The organism is Streptomyces sp. CB00455 (assembly GCF_001905445.1).
Lineage (GTDB): Bacteria > Actinomycetota > Actinomycetes > Streptomycetales > Streptomycetaceae > Streptomyces.
In genome coordinates, this window is the sequence record NZ_LIVQ01000001.1 from 265884 (window position 1) to 282078 (window position 16195).

Below are 16195 nucleotides of genomic sequence, written 5' to 3' on the forward strand. Positions count from 1 at the left end.
GATCATGGACGTTCCCCGTCGCTCCTTTCCCGTGCTCGCCCCAGGGTGCCGCCCTCGTCCTGCGAGCCGCACGGCCAGGTAGGAGTGCTCCCATGTGCCCCATCTCGACCACCGCGATGCGTGCGGTGCCCCACAGCACCCCGGAGCAACGCGCGGCGCGCGGCCGGGAAGCACGGCGCCGCTCGCCGCGGTCCGGGCACGCCGCGTACCGGCCGCCTCCCGACAGGCCGGATCCGCTGGCGATCCTGGAGGCGCAGTCCGCGGCTCGGGTGCCCGAGCTGGTCCCGATCCGCTACAGCAGGATGTCGGAGTCCCCCTTCCGCTTCTACCGGGGGGCCGCCGCGATCATGGCGTCCGATCTGGCGGGCACTGCGCACTCGGGTATCACGGCCCAACTGTGCGGAGACGCACACCTGTTGAACTTCCGGCTGCTGGCCTCTCCGGAGCGGCGGCTGATGTTCGACATCAACGATTTCGACGAGACGCTGCCAGGCCCCTGGGAATGGGACGTCAAACGGCTCTCGGCGAGCCTCGTCATCGCCGCCCGGGCGAACGGTTTCGACGACGCCGAGCGGGCCCGCATCACAGCTGCTGCGGTGCGCTCCTACCGCGAGGCGATGCGCGGCTTCGCCGGCATGGGCAACCTCGACGTCTGGTACGCGAAGATCGACGCGGACCGGCTGGAGGCCCTGACCACAGGTCAGCTCGACAAGCGCGGGCGCAGGAAGCTGGCCGGTGCGATGGCCAAGGCCCGCACGCACGACACCTTGCAGGTCTTCGCGAAACTCACGGAACTGGTCGGCGGACGGCCCAGGATCGCCGCGGACCCGCCCTTGCTGGTGCCGGTCACGGACCTCCTGCCGGACGTCGAGCGCAGTGCGCTGGAGAGCCGTTTCGGCCGGTTGCTCGATCGCTACGGCCAGACGATGACACCCGACCGGCGGGTGCTCCTGGAGGACTACCGGCTGGCGGACATGGCCCGCAAGGTGGTCGGTGTCGGCAGCGTCGGTACCCGTTGCTGGATCCTGCTCCTGCTCGGCCGCGACGGGCAGGACCCGCTCTTCCTCCAGGCCAAGGAAGCCGACGCCTCCGTGCTCGCCCACCACGTCGGCGCCAGCCGGTACGGCAACCAGGGCGAACGCGTCGTCGCGGGGCAGCGGTTGATGCAGGCCGCCAGTGACATCTTCCTCGGCTGGGAGCGGCTGGAGGGGATCGACGGCAGGCAGCGCGACTTCTACATCCGCCAGCTGCGCGACTGGAAGGGGATCGCCATGCCGGAGACGATGTCGCCCGGACAGTTGGCGGCGTTCGGCGAGGTGTGCGGCATCACGCTCGCGCGTGCGCACGCCCGGTCGGGCGACCGGATCGCGATCGCCGCTTATCTGGGCCGCGGGGACGTCTTCGACCGGGCGCTGGTCACCTTCGCCGAAGCGTACGCCGACCAGAACGAACGCGATCACCAGACGCTGGTCGACGCGGTGCGCGCGGGGCAGCTGCCGGCTCAGGAGCTGCCGGCGGCATGACCGCGGGCCCGGTGCACGGTGTCAGCGGCGGGTGCACGGTGTCAGCGGCAGCTGGACACGGGATGGTCATGGGTGAGGGCGCACACCATCTGCTGACCGCGCCCGTGCTCCGGGTAGGTCTCGACGAGCTCTGCCGTGAAGTCGTTCCACTGCCGGGTGATCTCCCGGGCGGCGAGGTCGGCCGCCCGCTGGAAGTTTCCGTTCCCGGAACGCCGGGAGGCCTCCGTGTCCTTGTTCAGGGTCCCGTTGTGTTTGATGCGCCCGGTGCAGCCGACCGGCTTGAGGCCCGTCGACTCGAAGTCGGGATAGCACCCCGTGGCCAGGTCTTCGGGAACGAGGCCGGCCGCTTCCCGGGCCCAGGCCGGGTCGTCCATGGAGCTGTAGCGACGGACGTCGAAGAACGGGGCGATTGCCGTGCGGTTCAGGCCCGGCGGATTGTCGGTGTTGACGGGACCGGCGTCGGCCTTGTCGGCCCAGTTGCTGTGCGAGTAGAAGTCCTCGATCGGGTGCCAGCCGCGTCCGAGCTGTTCCAGGACCTTGCACTTGGCGCGCCGCTCCTTCTCGTTCCACGCGCAGGGCGGGTCCAGGTCGCTCTGGCGGGGGATGATCCTGCCGTCGTCGTCGACCAGCTCGTCGGCGTGCCGGACGGCTTCCCGCAGGCGTGCGACGGCGCCGCGGATACATGCGAGCAGTTCGGTGGTCGCCTCGTCGCGTGTGCGCGGGTAGGCGGATGCGTAGCGCGGGGCGAGGTAGTCGGCGTTGTCGCAATGGAGGAAGCCGAGGTTGAAGTACTCACCGTCGTCATCGGCCACGATCGCCCCGTCACGCGCATCGGCCATCGCCGCCAGGGACCCGGACTCCCAGTGCAACGCCGCGCGGGTGATCTTCTCGTGGTTGTTGCCGGAGTAGGCGTGCGCCGGGCCCGGGACGAGTACGGCCAGGCACGTCCCGCAGGTGAGCGTGGCAGCGGTGAGCCGGCGGAGGCCCTGCGCGGAGGCGTGCGACACGGGGACCTCCAGAGGACGATCGGAACCGGCCCCTCCTCCACCGTCCCAGCCCTACCGGTTCCGCGCGAGGCGGAGGCCGATGCGGCACGCGATCGAGCGGCCCCGCCGGGCCCGCTGCCGTCTCCGTTCGCCGCCGGCTCGCCGATACGCGAAGACGGTGTGAGCCTTGCTTCATGGGATGGGCATCGTGGACGACAGTCAACGTCTTCGCCGCACGGAGCGGAGTACGCACGGAGGAAGCCGGGGTGATCACCGGTGAACTCTCCGTGCACACCACCTGGACCGACGGGGAAGCCCGCTTCGCCGTCCAGTACAACGGATCGTCGGACTGGTTCACCCTCGTCGGCAGTCCCGTCCCGTGCGCCACGGAGACGGACAGCCGGACCCTCCACGAGGCGGTGGTCACGGCGGTGCGCACGGGACGGGCCTCGGACATGCCGTCCGCGATGACCCCCTGAAGGCGTCGCCGGGAGTTCAGTCCCGGCGCGGCAGGAGGGGTCCCAGCGGGCCGAGGTCGAGGTTGAGGTCTTCCAGCGCGTAACCGTGCTGCTCGCACAGGTCGGCCAGGCGGTCGTGGAGGGCCAGGAGCGTGGCGCCCAGTTCCTCTTCCTGTTCGTCGCTGAGGTCGCCCTCGTCGACCCGGCGCAGGGCTTGGCGCTCGATCAGCTGGCGCAGCAGTTCGACCAGGGTGAGGACGAGCTTGAGCAGGTCCTCTTCCACGGTGTCGCGGTCGGTGTACATGCGGTGCGCGGCGCGGGGCGGGGCGCCGTGCGGTGTGGGCGGGGCCTGCAGGAGCCGGAACGCCTGCGACATGGTGTCACCGACGTCCTGGAGGGCGGGCGCGGGCGGCGGGATGGGTACGGGGCGCCGTTCGGCGCCTTCTTCACTCATGCCGGCCGTCCTCGGAGGGAGCCGTGGGGGCCGGGCGGGTCTCCGAGCCGACGGACACGATGAGGGCGCGCAGGGAGATGCGGACGAGATCGATGTCGGCGATGGACAGGACGATGTCGCCGGTGATGACGACGCCGCCGCTGAGCAGCCGGTCGAGCAGGTCCACCAAGGCCACCTGGCGTCCTGGCAGCGGTTCCCCGTGCCCGGTGAGGGTCATGGCCCTGCCTCCTGCCCGGCTGCCGGGTCCTGGCGTACCTGCGGCGGCATGGCGAAGGAATAGGGCGCCCAGGGGCCGGTCACCTCGACGCTGACGCCGTCGAAGACACCGGCCGCCCCTTCGACTGCGGCGCGGAACTGCTGCGCGTACGCGTCGGGGACGAGGTAGGCGTCGTTGAGCACGTTCTCGGCGGGTCCGGTCAGGGCGCCGCGCTGGGTCGGGTGGCGTACGCGTTGCGAGGCGTACCGGGCGGCGATGGCCTCCACGCTTTCGGCGGCCCGCTGCGCCTGGCCGTAGACGGCTTCCTGGGCGTGGTGCTGGGCCTTGCGGCGCTGGAGGTACGCCTTGCCGGGGGTGGTGGCGCCGCCGGTGTCGGCGTCGCCTGCCGTGCCGTCCGCCCCGGGCGGGGCGGTGGTGGGGGCGAGGTAGATCTTCACACCGAATTCGGTGTGGCCGGTCAGCTGGGAAAGCCGTTCGGCGAATGCGTCGTACTGCTCGACCAGAGCCTGGCCGGCGCGGTCGTCGTCCTGGTAGACGGTGGCCATGCGCAAGGGCAGGACCGTGGTGTGGGTGGAGAGCGCCTGGACGACGTCGTGGTGGGCGCGGGCGACGTCCTCCAGCCACTCCAGGTCCTCGAAGTGGGTTTTGAGCGCGCTCTCGTTGAAGTCGTGCCCCGGTACGCGGCTGGTGGCGAAGGCGATGGGGGGCGAGGGGCGCCGGACGCCGGCCGTGGGCTCTGCGGTGAGGAAGCGGACCGGGTGGCCGTAGATCCCCCGCAGGTCCCTCACGGCGTCGCGCAGCTGCGCGGTGAGGGGGGTCGCGGCGTAGACGTAGGTGAGGGTGTCGTCGGAGGCGTTCATGGCCGCGGCCTCGCGGTGGTCCCACCGCCCGTATCGCTTGCGGGTTCCTCACCGGCGGTGCGCGGCGGGAATTCGCCGCCGTCCAGGCGTTCGCGGCGCAGGGCTTCCAGCTCGGCGCGCAGTCTGCGGTTCTCCTGTTCGAGGGGGCTGCCGGCGTGCCGGGAGGAGAGCGAGGGGTCGTGCTCCCACCAGTCGATGCCCATCTCCTTCGCCTTGTCCACGGAGGCGACCAGGATCCGGAGTTTGATCGTCAGCAGTTCGATGTCGAGGAGGTTGATGCGGATGTCGCCGGCGATGACGATGCCCTTGTCCAGGACCCTCTCCAGGATGTCGGCGAGGCTCGAAGTGCTCTGCCCGTACGGCATCGGGGCGGCGCGGGACGGGAAGGATTCGAGTCGGCCCGGTTGTGGCTCAGACACGATGGCGGCCTCCCTCGCCCGTCACGGGTTCCGGCTGCGGAATTCCGCGATTTCCGTCAGCCGGTCGATCAGTTCGTCCTCCCTGTGGTCGAACGTCTCCTCGTCGATCTCTCCGCTCAGCAGGCGTCGCTCCAGGTCGGCGAGCTCGCGCCATACGGGAGCCGGGTCGTAGTACTCGTCCTCGGCCTTCTCGGCGACCCGTTGGGCGGCCCACACGACGGCTCGCACCGGTGCGACGGGAAGGGTGAACAGGCTCGTCAGCAGTCCCATGGGGTGTCCTTCGCGTGTGGTGGGTGGCCGGACCGTTTCACCGGTGTCACTGGACGAAGCTGTACGGGGGCAGGGGCCCGGTCAGCCGGAAGTCGACGCCGTCCTGGATCTGCTGGGCGAGGCCGCTCTGCGCCGCCAGGAAGTCGTCTTTGCGTTCGTGGGGCACCAGCAGGGACAGGTTGAGGAAGTCGGGGCCGGAGGGTGGATGGGTGGCGTGCTGCCGGGCGTAGGGGGTCAGGGCCCGGACCAGTCCCGCGGCGAGCGAATCCTGGCGGTCCTGTACTTCGCGGGCGATGATTTCGCCCAGGGCCAGCGGCAGCTGGGGATCCTGCTCGCCGGCGCGGATCCGTTCGTTGAGCTCCTTGGCCACGGGGGAATCCTCCAGTATCCGGCGCAGCAGCTCGTCCTCGTCCGCCTGTGATACCCGCACGTGGTATTCGGCGCAGCCGTCGAGCCGCTCCAACGCGGCCAGGTAGCCGGCCGTGTTCCCTTCCAGCGCCTGCTGGACGGTCTGGTCGTCGGGGGCGATGTAACCGAATTGCAGGGGCAGGATCACCTGGTCGGCCATGAGCCGTTCCTGGACCTCCTGGTGGGCCTGGAGGTCCCTGCGCTTGGGCCGGACCTCCTGCGAGACGTCACTGACCACGGCGCACAAGGGGCCTTCGGTGACGGCGCGCAGGGGCGCGGGCCGGGGACCCACGCCGGTGAGGCCGTCGAGCCGCCGGGGATGGTCCTTGCCGGTGATCGCGTACACGTAGAGGGCCATCGGTCACTCCCTCTCCCGGCGTACCGGGCGCCTGGCGGGACGGCGTTTCCTGGGGGCGGCTTCCTCTGCGGTTTCTTCTTCCTCGTCGTCCTCCCCCTTGGCGGAGCGGCCGGTCAGGGAGTCGGTCACGGCGTCGACGGCTCCGCTCAGCGCGCCCTTGCTCTTGCCGCGGGCGCCGCCTTCCATCATGTTTCCGACGACTTCGGGGAGCTGGGCGGGCGCCTTGCGGCCGGCTTCGAGGTCGAGCCGGTTGCACGCTTCGGCGAAGCGCAGATAGGTGTCGACACTGGCGACGACGATCCGGACGTCGATCTTGATGAGTTCGATGCCCACCAGTGAGACACGGATGAATATGTCGATGACCAGACCGCGGTCGAGGATCAGCTCCAGGACGTCGTAGAGGGTGCCTGTGCCGCCCCCGCCCCCGCCCCTGCTCACGTTGCTGCCGCTCTGCGGCACCATGGTCATGGCGCCTCCTTTCCCGGGCGGCCTGTCAGGTCGGCCGGTCGATCATGCCCCGGCTGTACCGGCGGGTCCGTTCGTAGGAGACCAGTTGTCCGTCGGCATTCAGGGCGACCTTGTAGCTGGCCATCACGCTGGTCGTGTCGGGAATGCGTTCCAGTTCCACCACCTCCACCTGCGCCTCCCAGCCGTCCTCGGTGGGCTTGAGCGAGGAGACGGAGTCGGGTGTGCGGCCCAGCAGTTGGGCCAGTTGTCCGGCTGCGGAGCGCATCGCCGAAGCCGCGCCCGGAACGCCGGCCTTTCGCTTGGCGGGGGCGCGGCGTGCCGGCGGCCGCCCGTCCTGTTCGTCGGCCTCTTCGGTCCGGCGGGGACGGACTTTGCGCGGGCGTGCCGGTTCTGCTGCGGCCATGTGTCACTCCGCTGGGGGAACACCGCTTTTAGAAACTACAATGTCAGCATATAGGGAAATATGTCCCGCATCGGGGGTAGGCGGCTTACAGGCCGGTTGTGCGGGGCCGCATCCCGGATGCCGGTGCAGCATAAGACGAGCCGGCACGGTCCGCGCGCCCAGGTTCCCCGGGCGGCGGCACACAAGTCCGCAAGCGCCCTGGTGAAGGGACAGCAGCTCATGCAGGACAACGCCAAAATCGCACTCGCGGCCGCAGTGGCCGGGGGTTACGTACTGGGGCGCACCAAGAAGGGCCGCCTCGCGTTCACGGCCGCAACGTACCTCGCCGGCCGCCGCTTCGGTCTCGAACCGGGCCAGCTCATGACGCAGGGCCTCGGCAAGCTCAAGGAGATGCCGCAGTTCGCCGAGATCACCGACCAGCTCCGGGGCGAGGCCCTGGATGCGGGCAAGAAGGCTCTGGGAGCCGCAGCCAACCGCAAGTTCGCCGATCTCGCCGATTCACTGCACCAGCGGACCCTCCAGCTGAAGAGCTCCGACGAGGGCGAAGACGAAGAGGAAGAGGAAGAGGAGCCCGCGGAGGACGAGTACGAGGACGAGTACGAGGAGGAAGGCGAGGACGAGGACGAAGGCGGAGGCGAGGAGGGCCAGGAGGAGGACGAGGGCGAGGAGGGCTACGAGCAGCCCGAGGCCTCGGAGGAGGAAGAAGAGGAACCCGAGGAGGAGGAACCCGAGGAGGAGGGCGAGGGCGAGGAGGAAGGCGCGGAAGAGGCTTACGAGCCGGAGCCCGAGGACGAAGAGGAGGAGGACGAGCAGGAAGAGGAGGAAGAGGAGGAACCGGAAGAGGAACCACCGCCGCCTAGCAGGCGCGGCCGGCCCCCGACGGGTGGCCGCACTCTTTCAAAGACAGCCCCAGCCCGGCGTTCACGCCGCTCGGCTCCGCCCGAGCCCGCACCGCCGCCCAAGAAGGCCACGGCCAGGAAGACCGCCGCGAAGACGACTGCCGCCAAGAAGACCACGGCCGAGAAGACGGCGGCCAAGAAGGCCCCGCCGCAGCAGGCGCCGCAGAAGAAGGCACCGGCCAAGAAGACGGCGGCCAAGAAGGCACCGGCGAAGTCCGCAGCCGCGAAGAAGGCCGCACCGTCCAAGACCGCCGCCAAGAAGACGGCGAAGACGGCACCGGCCAACAAGAGCGCGGCGCGCAAGGCGGCTCCGGCGAAGAAGGCCGCTGCACGCACCCCGGCCCGCAAGACCACGGCCAAGAAGACGGCGGCGAAGAAGACGCCAGGCCGCAAGCCGTCCACGCGGAGGTAGGTCATGGCAAAGTCAGACCGCGGCCAGACACAAGAACCCACCTCGGGGTTCGACCAGCTGCTCGGGGAGCTGTCCTCGTTCCTCGGCGCTCAGGCCGGACAGCTCGCGGACAAGGCGACGGACAAGCTGGGAGAGGTCACCGACCAGCTCCAGGGCGTCGCCGAAGGCAGCGGGAAGCTGTCCGACGTCGCCGGGATCGGCGGGCGGATGATGCAGGGCGACTCCCCCATGAAGGCCATGATGGGCCAGGGGCTCAGCGGCCTCAAGGACAAGGTCACCGGTGCCGCCTCCCAGATATTCGGAAAGGGCAAGAAGGGACGCAAGAGCGGTAGCAAGGTGATCAACATCGTGGAGTTCATCGATGTGGGCCTGCCCCTGCGCACCGTGTACGACCACTGGACGCAGTACGAGAACTTCAGCGGGTTCACCAAGGGAGTGCGCGACGCCTCCCGCAACGACGACACCACCAGCGACTGGAAGGTCAAGGTCGGTCCCTCCACACGCAGTTGGAAGGCCACCGTCCAGGAGCAGGTGCCCGACGAGCGGATCGTGTGGACCTCCGAGGGCGCCAAGGGGAGCACCCGGGGCTGCGTCAGCTTCCACGAACTCGCACCGTCCCTGACCCGCATCGTGGTGGTGGTCGAGTACTACCCCTCCGGACTCTTCGAGAAGACCGGCAACATATGGCGCGCTCAGGGCCGGCGTCTGCGCCTGGACCTCAAGCACTTCCTGCGGCACGTCTCGCTCACTACGGACGAACCCGACGGCTGGCGCGGCGAGATCCGTGACGGCGAGGTGGTCCGCACGCACGACGAAGCCGTGGAGGAGGAGGAGAACGAAGAAGCAGACGAGAACGAGGACGAGGACGAGGAGGACGGCGCGTACGAGGGCGAGGGTGAGGACGAGTACGAAGAGGGCGGCGACGAGGACGGGGAGGGGGACGAAGCCGAGGACGACGAGCAGCCGGAGGAGGACGAACCCGGCGAAGACGGGGAGGAGTCCGACGGCGGGTACGACGACGAGGAGTACGAGGACGAGGACGAGGGCGAGGACGAGGACGAGGGCGAGGACGAGGACGAGGAGGCACCTGAGGAAGAGGACGACGAGCCCGAAGAAGACGAGGCCGAAGAGGAGGAGGAAGACGAGGACGAGGACGAGGACGAGGACGAGGACGAGGACGAGGAAGACGAGGAGGCGAGCCCTCCGCGCCGGCGTCGCCGTCACTAGCGGGCGCGCGGGCCCTCCAGGACCGCGCCGACAGCCCAGAAGGGCCGACATCCACGTCGGCCCTTCTCTACGGTCGTCGGCCCTTCTCTACGATGCAGCGGATTCACGGTGCAGCGGAGGCTTCCGGCTGCTCGCCTGCGTTGCGGTACCTCAGTGCTTGAGCGTGTCCTTGACCTTCTGAGCGGTCTGCTTCGCATCGCCCGCCATCTGCTCGCGGGCCCCCTTCGCCTCCAGGCTCTCGTTGCCGACAGCCCGGCCGGTGGTTTCCTTCATCTTGCCCTTGGTCTTCTTGGCCGCGTTCTTGACCTTCTTGCCTGCCGCCATCTCTCTGTCACCTCCCACACCACTTCCCCTCTGCCTACCCTGAGCCGAGTAAAATAACCCGACTTTTCCGGCGAACCATGCATAACGTCCTGCCGGGCGACCCGGGGAGGGCCGCACGGACATCGCGGCCCCGTGCCGGTGTCGTACCTGTTGCGTACGCTGGGCGGCATGCGCATGCGCCCCACACTGAGCTGGACGCCCACCGAGGGCCTGCGGCCCGGCACTGCGGATCCGGAGCCGGTCGCCGATGCGCTGAGGGCTGGTGGTGTGCTGGTGCTCAGCGGGGCGGGCATGTCCACGGAGTCCGGCATCCCCGACTACCGGGGTCAGGGCGGGAGCCTGAGCCGGCACACTCCGATGACCTACCAGGAGTTCACCGCCAGTGCCGGGGCCCGGCGCCGGTACTGGGCGCGCAGTCACCTCGGCTGGCGCACGTTCGGCCGCGCCCGGCCCAACGACGGCCACCGGGCCGTGGCGGCGTTCGGGCGGAGCGGTCTGCTCTCGGGGGTGATCACCCAGAACGTCGACGGCCTGCACCAGGCAGCCGGCAGTGAGGGCGTGGTGGAACTGCACGGGAGCCTGGCCCGCGTGGTGTGCCTGGCGTGCGGCGCCTCCAGCTCGCGCCAGGCAGTGGCCCGGCGGCTGGAGGAGGCCAACGCGGGCTTCGAGCCGGTGGCCGCCGGTCTGAATCCGGACGGTGACGCCGACCTCACCGACGAAGAGGTCAAGGACTTCTCCGTGGTGTCCTGCTCGGAGTGCGGCGGCATCCTCAAACCGGACGTGGTGTTCTTCGGCGAAGCCGTTCCACCGCGGCGGGTCGAGCACTGCCGCGAGCTGGTCGGCGGGGCGACCGCGCTGCTGGTCCTCGGTTCCTCACTGACAGTGATGTCCGGGCTCCGCTTCGTCCGCCAGGCGGCGCAGGCCGGTAAGCCGGTGCTGATCGTCAACCAGGACCCGACCCGCGGCGACCGCCACGCCCTCACCCGGGTCGCACTCCCCCTCGGGACGACGCTCACCGCGCTGGCAGCCGGTCTGGACATCCCCGTGAACGGCCTGCCGACGTCCTGACATTCGTCACTTTCGCCTTTCCCCGACCGGCCGGAGCCTTGGAGGAGCCGCAACAGATCAGGGGGGGGGTGCCAGTGATGGCGACGGAACGGGTGACGGGTGCCGTGACCGCCAGGCCGACCGGGCTGGGCATCGCAGGTGTGTGGATGGGTTCGCTGGCGGCCGTGCTGGTACGGCGCCCGCCCGTACCCGGACCGCGTCACTCGGCCGGGCTGCGACACCTGCTGCTGCCCTTGGCGGTGATGGAGATCGTGACGGCCTTCTTGGTGTCCTCGATGCTGCCACCCGCGGTCCGGCCGGCGCATGCCGTGCTGGAGGTGCTCCTGGTGCTGGCCGGATTCGGCCTGGTGGCTGCGCTGCTCCGTCATCCTCATGAGGTGGACGCGGAACGGGTGGTCCTGCGGACCGGTTTCCTCGGCGACGTGACCTTGCCCCGCGCGGCGGTCCGTACCGCGTCCTCGGCGATCCGCACCGTCCCCGGCCGGGGTCCGCGACCCGTGCCGGGCGAAGCCGACGCGGTGGCCTGCTCGGTGGACAGCTCGCTGAACGCGGCCGTCCACCTGGACCCGCCGGTCCGGCTCGACCTGGGCGCGGCAGGCGTGGTGAACGCCACCACGGTGTACACCTCGGTCGACTCCCTGCCCGCCTTCTCCGCAGCCCTGCGGACCGTCGGTCCAGCGCCGGGCCACCCGGCGGAAACCTGAGGACGCCCCCCAGGCCGGGCGCCGGACAGACCGGACTCGAACCGCGTCGGCGCCCGGCACGGGGCCGACGCGGCAGGCGTCGGCTACTTCCAGACGAGGCCCTTGCCGTTGCCGAGGGAGTTGTACGGGTCGCCCCAGTACTCGGCCGACCCGACCTTCGTCTGCGCCGACGGGGCCAACGCGACCGCGCAGCTGGCCTGCGTCTGACCGTTGACGAAGCCCTTCGGCAGCGACTCGTTCGGGCACTTCTCGAACTTGCCGATGATCGACAGGCCCTGGGCCTCGCTGCCGTCCCCGAGCAGGCCCTTGATATGGCCGACGGAGGAGAACGACAGGTCGGTGGAGCCGGTGTTCTTGGCCGAATAGTGGATGTAGTAGGGCACCTTCCCCTTCACCTGGTCACCAAGCTTGAGTACGTCCAGGTCGGCGGGGTTGCCCTGCTCGATCGACGTGACGGTGAGGGCGATCGTGCCCCCCTTGTTGCTGCCGTAGTCGAACGGTATCTGGGCGGCTTCGCCGATCTTGAAGGTCTGGCCGGACTTCGCCGTGCCGGCTGCTCCGGCCGGGGCCTGGCTGCCGCCGGCGGAGGGGCTGGCCGAGGCGCTCGGCTGGGCAGGCTGCGAGGGTTGGGCGGACGGGGAGGCCGTCTGGGCCGGGGGCAACTCCTCGTTGCCGTTCTTGCAGCCGGTGAGGGCGAGGGTGCCGGCGACCGCGAGGCCGACCGCGCCGAGGGTGGTCTTGCGCATGCTGGTGGTACTCACTCTTCTGCTCCCCCATCAAGGTGCGCCGCGACGTGTGCGGCGCCTGTGATCATCTTGATAAGGCACAGATAAGGGTGCGGGCCAGCTCAGGAGGGTTCGACTGCGGTTTCGTGACATGGTCAGAACACGAGTGGAACAATCGGCACCGCTCCGGCCGGTGGCGACACCGGCCGGTGGGATCGCGACCGTCGTGGTTGCTACTGCGGAGCCACCCGGCAGGCCCCGGCCGCGACGTCCTTGGAGAGGCCGGCCGCGTCGAGGCTGGCGGAGCAGCTGGTCTGGTTGCCGATCTGCCCCTCGTAGCACGCCTGCCGGACGGCGTCCGCGACCTGAGCCTTGTGTTGCGCGACGTATTGCTCGCAGGTTTTCACGTCCGCGTGGGCGGCCGGGGTGGCGAAGACGGCGCCGCCGACGGCCAGGGCCAGGCCGGCGAGGATGCTGGAGATACGAGCCGACGAACGCATGCGGGTGCACCTGCTCTCTCGGTCGGTCACATGATCCGCGCCTGTGCCCGGACCACGGGCGGGGGCGGCGCTGAGCAGGCATCGGAGGGGCGAGCGGCTCGACGCACCGGTCACCGTCGCCCTTCCGACGCTAGAGCACGGCACTGGTGCACGCACGTCAGGGCGGTGCCGAACCCACTCTGGTCGCGGGCACCGCCGCAGGGGCCGCCGTTGCGCCCGGAACAGCGGAACGGCTCCGCCCTCGGGAGGAGGGGGAGCCGTTTCCGTCTGGGGTCGTTCTGGGGTGGGACTGTGTCAGGCGTGGCTGTGGTGACGCTTGTTGCCGGTGACCAGTCGGTAGACGGCGAGGAGGATGACCGAGCCGATGATGGCGGCGATCCAGGTGGAGAGGTCGAAGAAGCCGTCGATGGAGTCGACGCCGAAGATGACCTTGCCGAGCCAGCCGCCGAGGAGACCGCCCGCGATGCCGATGAGCATGGTGATGATGATGCCGCCCGGGTCCTTGCCCGGCATCAGAGCCTTGGCGATGAGTCCCGCGAGCAGCCCTATGAGGATCCAGGCCAGAATGCCCATGATGCGTCTCCTACCTCGATGGATAAAGCCGGTGTTAACGATCGTCTTTACCGCGCAGCGGTTTCCAAACGTCCCCGGCCCTTGATCATTTCCGCCGCGCCACGACCGGCGTTCGAAGGCTCAGCCGAACGGCCTGCTGTCGGCCTGAGCGCTCTCCTGCGTGGCCGCCCAGGTGGCGAGGAGCCGCAGTGCCTCCGCGGAGGCCGAAGCGGGTTCGGCGGTGTAGATGGTGAGGGTCAGGCCGGGCTCGGCAGCCATCTCAAGGCCCTCGTAGGCGAGGGTGAGGTCACCGACGACCGCGTGGTGGAAGCGCTTGGTCCCCGTGCCGTGGTGGCGGACGTTGTGGGCGCCCCAGCGGGTGCGGAAGGCGTCGCTGCGCGTGGAGAGCTCACCGACGAGGTCATGGAGGTCCTTGTCGTGGGGGTCGCGGCCGGCTTCGGTGCGCAGGATGGCGACGCAGGTGTCGGCGGCGAGGTCCCAGTCCGGGTAGAAGCGCCGGGCTTCGGGACTGAGGAAGTTGAAGCGGGCGAGGTTCGCCTGGCTGTGCGGATCGGCGTAGACGTCGTGGTAGAAGGCTCGGGCGAGCTGATTGGCGGCGAGCAGGTCCATGCGGCCGTTGCGGACGAAGGCGGGGCCCTCGGTGACCGCGTCGAGCGTCCACTGCAGGCTCCTGTGCGCTTTCCACCGACGGCCGGTGTGGCGGCGGCGGGGGACGGCGAGGGCGTCGGAGCCGTTGGCGGTCTGCGCCAGGCGGAGCAGGTGGGCGCGCTCGGCGTCGTCGAGCTGCATGGCGCGGGCCACGGCTTCGAGGACGGCCGGGGAGACGCCGGCGAGGCTGCCGCGTTCGAGTTTGGCGTAGTACTCGACGCTCACGTCGGCGAGGGCTGCGACCTCGCTGCGGCGCAGGCCCGGGACGCGGCGTCGGGTGGTGGCGGGCAGTCCGGCCTGCTCGGGGGTGATCCTGGCGCGCCGCGAGGTGAGGAACTCGCGGACCTCTTCATGGTTGTCCACCCCTCGACGGTACGGGCGGCGCGCCGCGGGAGGGATGTACTGCTGGTACACCCCTTGTCAGTGACTCGCTGCCCGCGCGAAGGCGGGGTTACCTGGATGACGTGGTGCTTCTCGTCCGAAGCCACGGCTACGGCCACGGCCACCGCCGTATGTGCGGCCCGGACCGAAGCGGACCGGGCCGGACTGAAGCGGACCAGGAGCACTCCCTGGGGCACGCAGGGCGGCAGCCCTGCCCGAGGTCCCGGGCCGCGTTCGCTCTGCGGCCCGGCCCCGGGCTCCGCGCCCCTCCCCGTCCCGGCCCCCGTCCCCGCTCCCTCCTCATCCCCGTCCCCGTCCCCGCTTCCGTTCTGCCCGGCCACCTCGGCGATCGCCGTCCTGCCCGGCATGCGGGACCTCGGCCGCTGCACCCTGCTGGTCGTCAACGGCGGCAGCCGGTGCTCCTTCTGCTCCTGGAGAGAACACACGCATGCGCTCCACAGCCAAGACCGGACCCGGTGGGCTGCCCTTCGTCGTCTGGGTACTAGCCGCCGGCACGTTCCTCATGGGAACCACCGAGTTCGTCATCGCGGGCCTGCTGCCCGAGCTGGCCGGTGACCTGGGCGTCGGCGTGTCCCACGCGGGCTGCTCATCACCGCCTTCGCCGTCGGGATGATCATCGGCGGACCGACCATGGCCATGGCCACCCTGCGCCTCCCGCAGCGGCGGACACTGGTCCTGGCCCTGGCCGTCTTCGCCCTCGGCCACGTCGTCGCCGCTCTCAGCACCTCCTTCACCCTCGTCCTCACCGCCCGTGTCGTCACCGCGCTGGCCACGGGGGCCTTCTGGGCCGTCGGATTCGTCATCGCGACCACCGCCGCGGGCCCCGGCAACTCCACGAAGGCAGTCGGCGTCATGATGGGCGGTCTGACCCTGGCCAATGTCGTGGGCGTGCCCGTCGGATCCCTGGCAGGTCATGTCACCGGCTGGCGCGGTCCTTTCTGGGCCCTGGCCGCTCTGGCCGCCCTCGCCGCCGTGTTCGTCGGCCGCTTCGTCCCCCGGACGGAGCAGTCCGCGACGGTCTCGGTACGGGCCGAGGCCGCGGCTCTGCGCCAGGGCCGACTGTGGCTGGCCCTGGCGGCCGCGGTCCTCATCATGGGCGGCGTCCTGGCCACCTACACCTACATCACCCCGCTGCTGACCGAACGCGCCGGCATCCCGGCGGGTGCGGTATCGCTGGTCCTCATCGCCTTCGGCCTCGGGGCACTGGGCGGGACCGCCATCGGCGGCAGCCTCGGCGAGCGCCGGCCCATGGCCACGACCCTCGTCGCCGCCACGGCCACGGCCCTGGTCCTGTTGCTGCTGGTCCCGCTGTCGACCGGTCCGGTCACGGCTGCCGCTTCGATCTTCGTGATGGCCCTGGCCGGCTTCACCGTCAACCCCGTGGTCACCTCGCTCGCCGTCCGTTTCGCGGGTGACGCACCGACCCTCACCTCGGCGCTGACGACCTCCGCCTACAACACCGGCATCGCAGCCGGCTCCGCGATCGCCGGCCGGGCCATGGACTCCTCCCTCGGCCTGACCGGACCGCCCCTGGTCGGCGCCGTCTTCGCCGCCCTCACCCTGCTGCCGCTGACCGCCCTCGCCCTCACCGGCACCCGGCGTCACACCCGGATCGTCGCGCAGCGCACCGTCACGGACCGAGCGCATGACGACGCCGCCGTACCCGCGAGTTCGCCGCGCTGAGCCCGCGGCAACAGCATGGGGCGGGACCGCGGGGGGAAGGGGGTCCGTACGCCACGCCCCGGCAGTACACACGCACCTCGACCGGATCAGGCCAGGAGGCCCCCGATGACACCGTCCCCGTGCAACCGCCGTCATGCGGCCGCCCCGCCAGGTGAGGGGCGGCGGGAGTGGTGGCGGGACGTCGAGGGAGTACAGGACGGGGTGTT

The 16195-nt window shown here is 70.4% G+C and carries 22 protein-coding genes; 8 read left to right on the forward strand and 14 right to left on the reverse strand.

The window, feature by feature from the left end:
* Positions 1–92 precede the first annotated feature (92 nt).
* A complete protein-coding gene (locus AMK16_RS01200; protein ID WP_073907307.1) occupies positions 93–1523 on the forward strand; it encodes a DUF2252 domain-containing protein in 1431 nt (476 codons plus the stop codon).
* 41 nt (positions 1524–1564) lie between these two features.
* On the opposite strand, the gene AMK16_RS01205 is transcribed toward AMK16_RS01200, so the two are convergent.
* Positions 1565–2530, reverse strand: a complete 966-nt coding sequence (locus AMK16_RS01205; protein WP_073907308.1) for a hypothetical protein — start codon at positions 2528–2530, stop codon at positions 1565–1567.
* Positions 2531–2703: 173 nt separating this feature from the next.
* Here AMK16_RS01205 and AMK16_RS01210 point away from each other — a divergent pair, with 173 nt between their 5' ends.
* Positions 2704–2988: a hypothetical protein gene (locus tag AMK16_RS01210; RefSeq protein ID WP_073907311.1), complete on the forward strand. Its 285-nt coding sequence runs from the start codon at positions 2704–2706 to the stop codon at positions 2986–2988.
* A gap of 16 nt (positions 2989–3004) precedes the next feature.
* Here AMK16_RS01210 and AMK16_RS01215 read toward each other — a convergent pair whose 3' ends face one another.
* The 8 genes from AMK16_RS01215 to AMK16_RS01250 form a co-directional block, all read right to left on the reverse strand.
* A complete protein-coding gene (locus AMK16_RS01215; protein WP_073907313.1) occupies positions 3005–3421 on the reverse strand; it encodes a gas vesicle protein K in 417 nt (138 codons plus the stop codon).
* On the reverse strand, positions 3414–3638 hold the full coding sequence (locus AMK16_RS01220; RefSeq protein ID WP_073907315.1) for a gas vesicle protein: 225 nt from the start codon (positions 3636–3638) through the stop codon (positions 3414–3416). The genes AMK16_RS01215 and AMK16_RS01220 overlap by 8 nt, the downstream gene beginning before the upstream one ends.
* Complete coding sequence (locus tag AMK16_RS01225; RefSeq protein ID WP_073907318.1) at positions 3635–4498, reverse strand: GvpL/GvpF family gas vesicle protein; 864 nt, start codon at positions 4496–4498, stop codon at positions 3635–3637. Before AMK16_RS01225 ends, AMK16_RS01220 begins: the two co-directional genes overlap by 4 nt.
* Positions 4495–4863 (reverse strand): gas vesicle protein GvpJ, encoded by a 369-nt coding sequence (gvpJ, locus tag AMK16_RS01230; protein ID WP_073907320.1) that lies wholly within the window; start codon positions 4861–4863, stop codon positions 4495–4497. The genes AMK16_RS01225 and gvpJ (AMK16_RS01230) overlap by 4 nt, the downstream gene beginning before the upstream one ends.
* A gap of 75 nt (positions 4864–4938) precedes the next feature.
* Positions 4939–5187: a gas vesicle protein GvpG gene (locus tag AMK16_RS01235; RefSeq protein ID WP_073907323.1), complete on the reverse strand. Its 249-nt coding sequence runs from the start codon at positions 5185–5187 to the stop codon at positions 4939–4941.
* A 46-nt stretch (positions 5188–5233) separates the two neighbouring features.
* Complete coding sequence (locus AMK16_RS01240) at positions 5234–5953, reverse strand: GvpL/GvpF family gas vesicle protein (RefSeq protein WP_073907326.1); 720 nt, start codon at positions 5951–5953, stop codon at positions 5234–5236.
* Positions 5954–5956: 3 nt separating this feature from the next.
* Positions 5957–6421 (reverse strand): gas vesicle protein GvpJ, encoded by a 465-nt coding sequence (gene gvpJ, locus AMK16_RS01245; RefSeq protein WP_073907329.1) that lies wholly within the window; start codon positions 6419–6421, stop codon positions 5957–5959.
* Between the two features lie 25 nt (positions 6422–6446).
* A complete protein-coding gene (locus tag AMK16_RS01250) occupies positions 6447–6824 on the reverse strand; it encodes a gas vesicle protein GvpO (RefSeq protein WP_073907332.1) in 378 nt (125 codons plus the stop codon).
* A gap of 201 nt (positions 6825–7025) precedes the next feature.
* Here AMK16_RS01250 and AMK16_RS01255 point away from each other — a divergent pair, with 201 nt between their 5' ends.
* The gene (locus AMK16_RS01255) at positions 7026–8135 is read left to right on the forward strand and encodes a histone protein (RefSeq protein WP_443333522.1); all 1110 of its coding nucleotides are present in this window, start codon (positions 7026–7028) and stop codon (positions 8133–8135) included.
* Positions 8136–8138: 3 nt separating this feature from the next.
* Complete coding sequence (locus AMK16_RS01260) at positions 8139–9362, forward strand: SRPBCC family protein (RefSeq protein ID WP_073907338.1); 1224 nt, start codon at positions 8139–8141, stop codon at positions 9360–9362.
* A 150-nt stretch (positions 9363–9512) separates the two neighbouring features.
* Here the strand turns inward: AMK16_RS01260 and AMK16_RS01265 are convergent, their stop codons facing one another.
* Complete coding sequence (locus tag AMK16_RS01265) at positions 9513–9686, reverse strand: CsbD family protein (RefSeq protein ID WP_073907341.1); 174 nt, start codon at positions 9684–9686, stop codon at positions 9513–9515.
* 168 nt (positions 9687–9854) lie between these two features.
* On the opposite strand from AMK16_RS01265, the gene AMK16_RS01270 reads away from it, so the two are divergent.
* Complete coding sequence (locus AMK16_RS01270) at positions 9855–10754, forward strand: NAD-dependent protein deacetylase (protein ID WP_073910160.1); 900 nt, start codon at positions 9855–9857, stop codon at positions 10752–10754.
* Between the two features lie 77 nt (positions 10755–10831).
* The gene (locus tag AMK16_RS01275; protein ID WP_073907344.1) at positions 10832–11458 is read left to right on the forward strand and encodes a hypothetical protein; all 627 of its coding nucleotides are present in this window, start codon (positions 10832–10834) and stop codon (positions 11456–11458) included.
* Between the two features lie 83 nt (positions 11459–11541).
* On the opposite strand, the gene AMK16_RS35660 is transcribed toward AMK16_RS01275, so the two are convergent.
* The 4 genes from AMK16_RS35660 to AMK16_RS01295 all read right to left on the reverse strand — a co-directional run bounded on the left by AMK16_RS35660 (position 11542) and on the right by AMK16_RS01295 (position 14267).
* Complete coding sequence (locus tag AMK16_RS35660) at positions 11542–12219, reverse strand: hypothetical protein (RefSeq protein WP_143196774.1); 678 nt, start codon at positions 12217–12219, stop codon at positions 11542–11544.
* A 197-nt stretch (positions 12220–12416) separates the two neighbouring features.
* On the reverse strand, positions 12417–12683 hold the full coding sequence (locus AMK16_RS01285) for a hypothetical protein (RefSeq protein ID WP_073907349.1): 267 nt from the start codon (positions 12681–12683) through the stop codon (positions 12417–12419).
* A gap of 294 nt (positions 12684–12977) precedes the next feature.
* A complete protein-coding gene (locus AMK16_RS01290; RefSeq protein WP_073907352.1) occupies positions 12978–13256 on the reverse strand; it encodes a GlsB/YeaQ/YmgE family stress response membrane protein in 279 nt (92 codons plus the stop codon).
* Positions 13257–13376: 120 nt separating this feature from the next.
* Positions 13377–14267, reverse strand: coding sequence for a helix-turn-helix transcriptional regulator (locus AMK16_RS01295; protein WP_073907356.1), 891 nt, complete (start codon positions 14265–14267; stop codon positions 13377–13379).
* Positions 14268–14733: 466 nt separating this feature from the next.
* Between AMK16_RS01295 and AMK16_RS36915 the strand changes: the two genes are divergently transcribed.
* Positions 14734–14919, forward strand: a complete 186-nt coding sequence (locus AMK16_RS36915; protein ID WP_242438511.1) for a hypothetical protein — start codon at positions 14734–14736, stop codon at positions 14917–14919.
* 17 nt (positions 14920–14936) lie between these two features.
* Positions 14937–15989 (forward strand): MFS transporter, encoded by a 1053-nt coding sequence (locus AMK16_RS01300; RefSeq protein WP_242438512.1) that lies wholly within the window; start codon positions 14937–14939, stop codon positions 15987–15989.
* Positions 15990–16195: the final 206 nt, after the last annotated feature.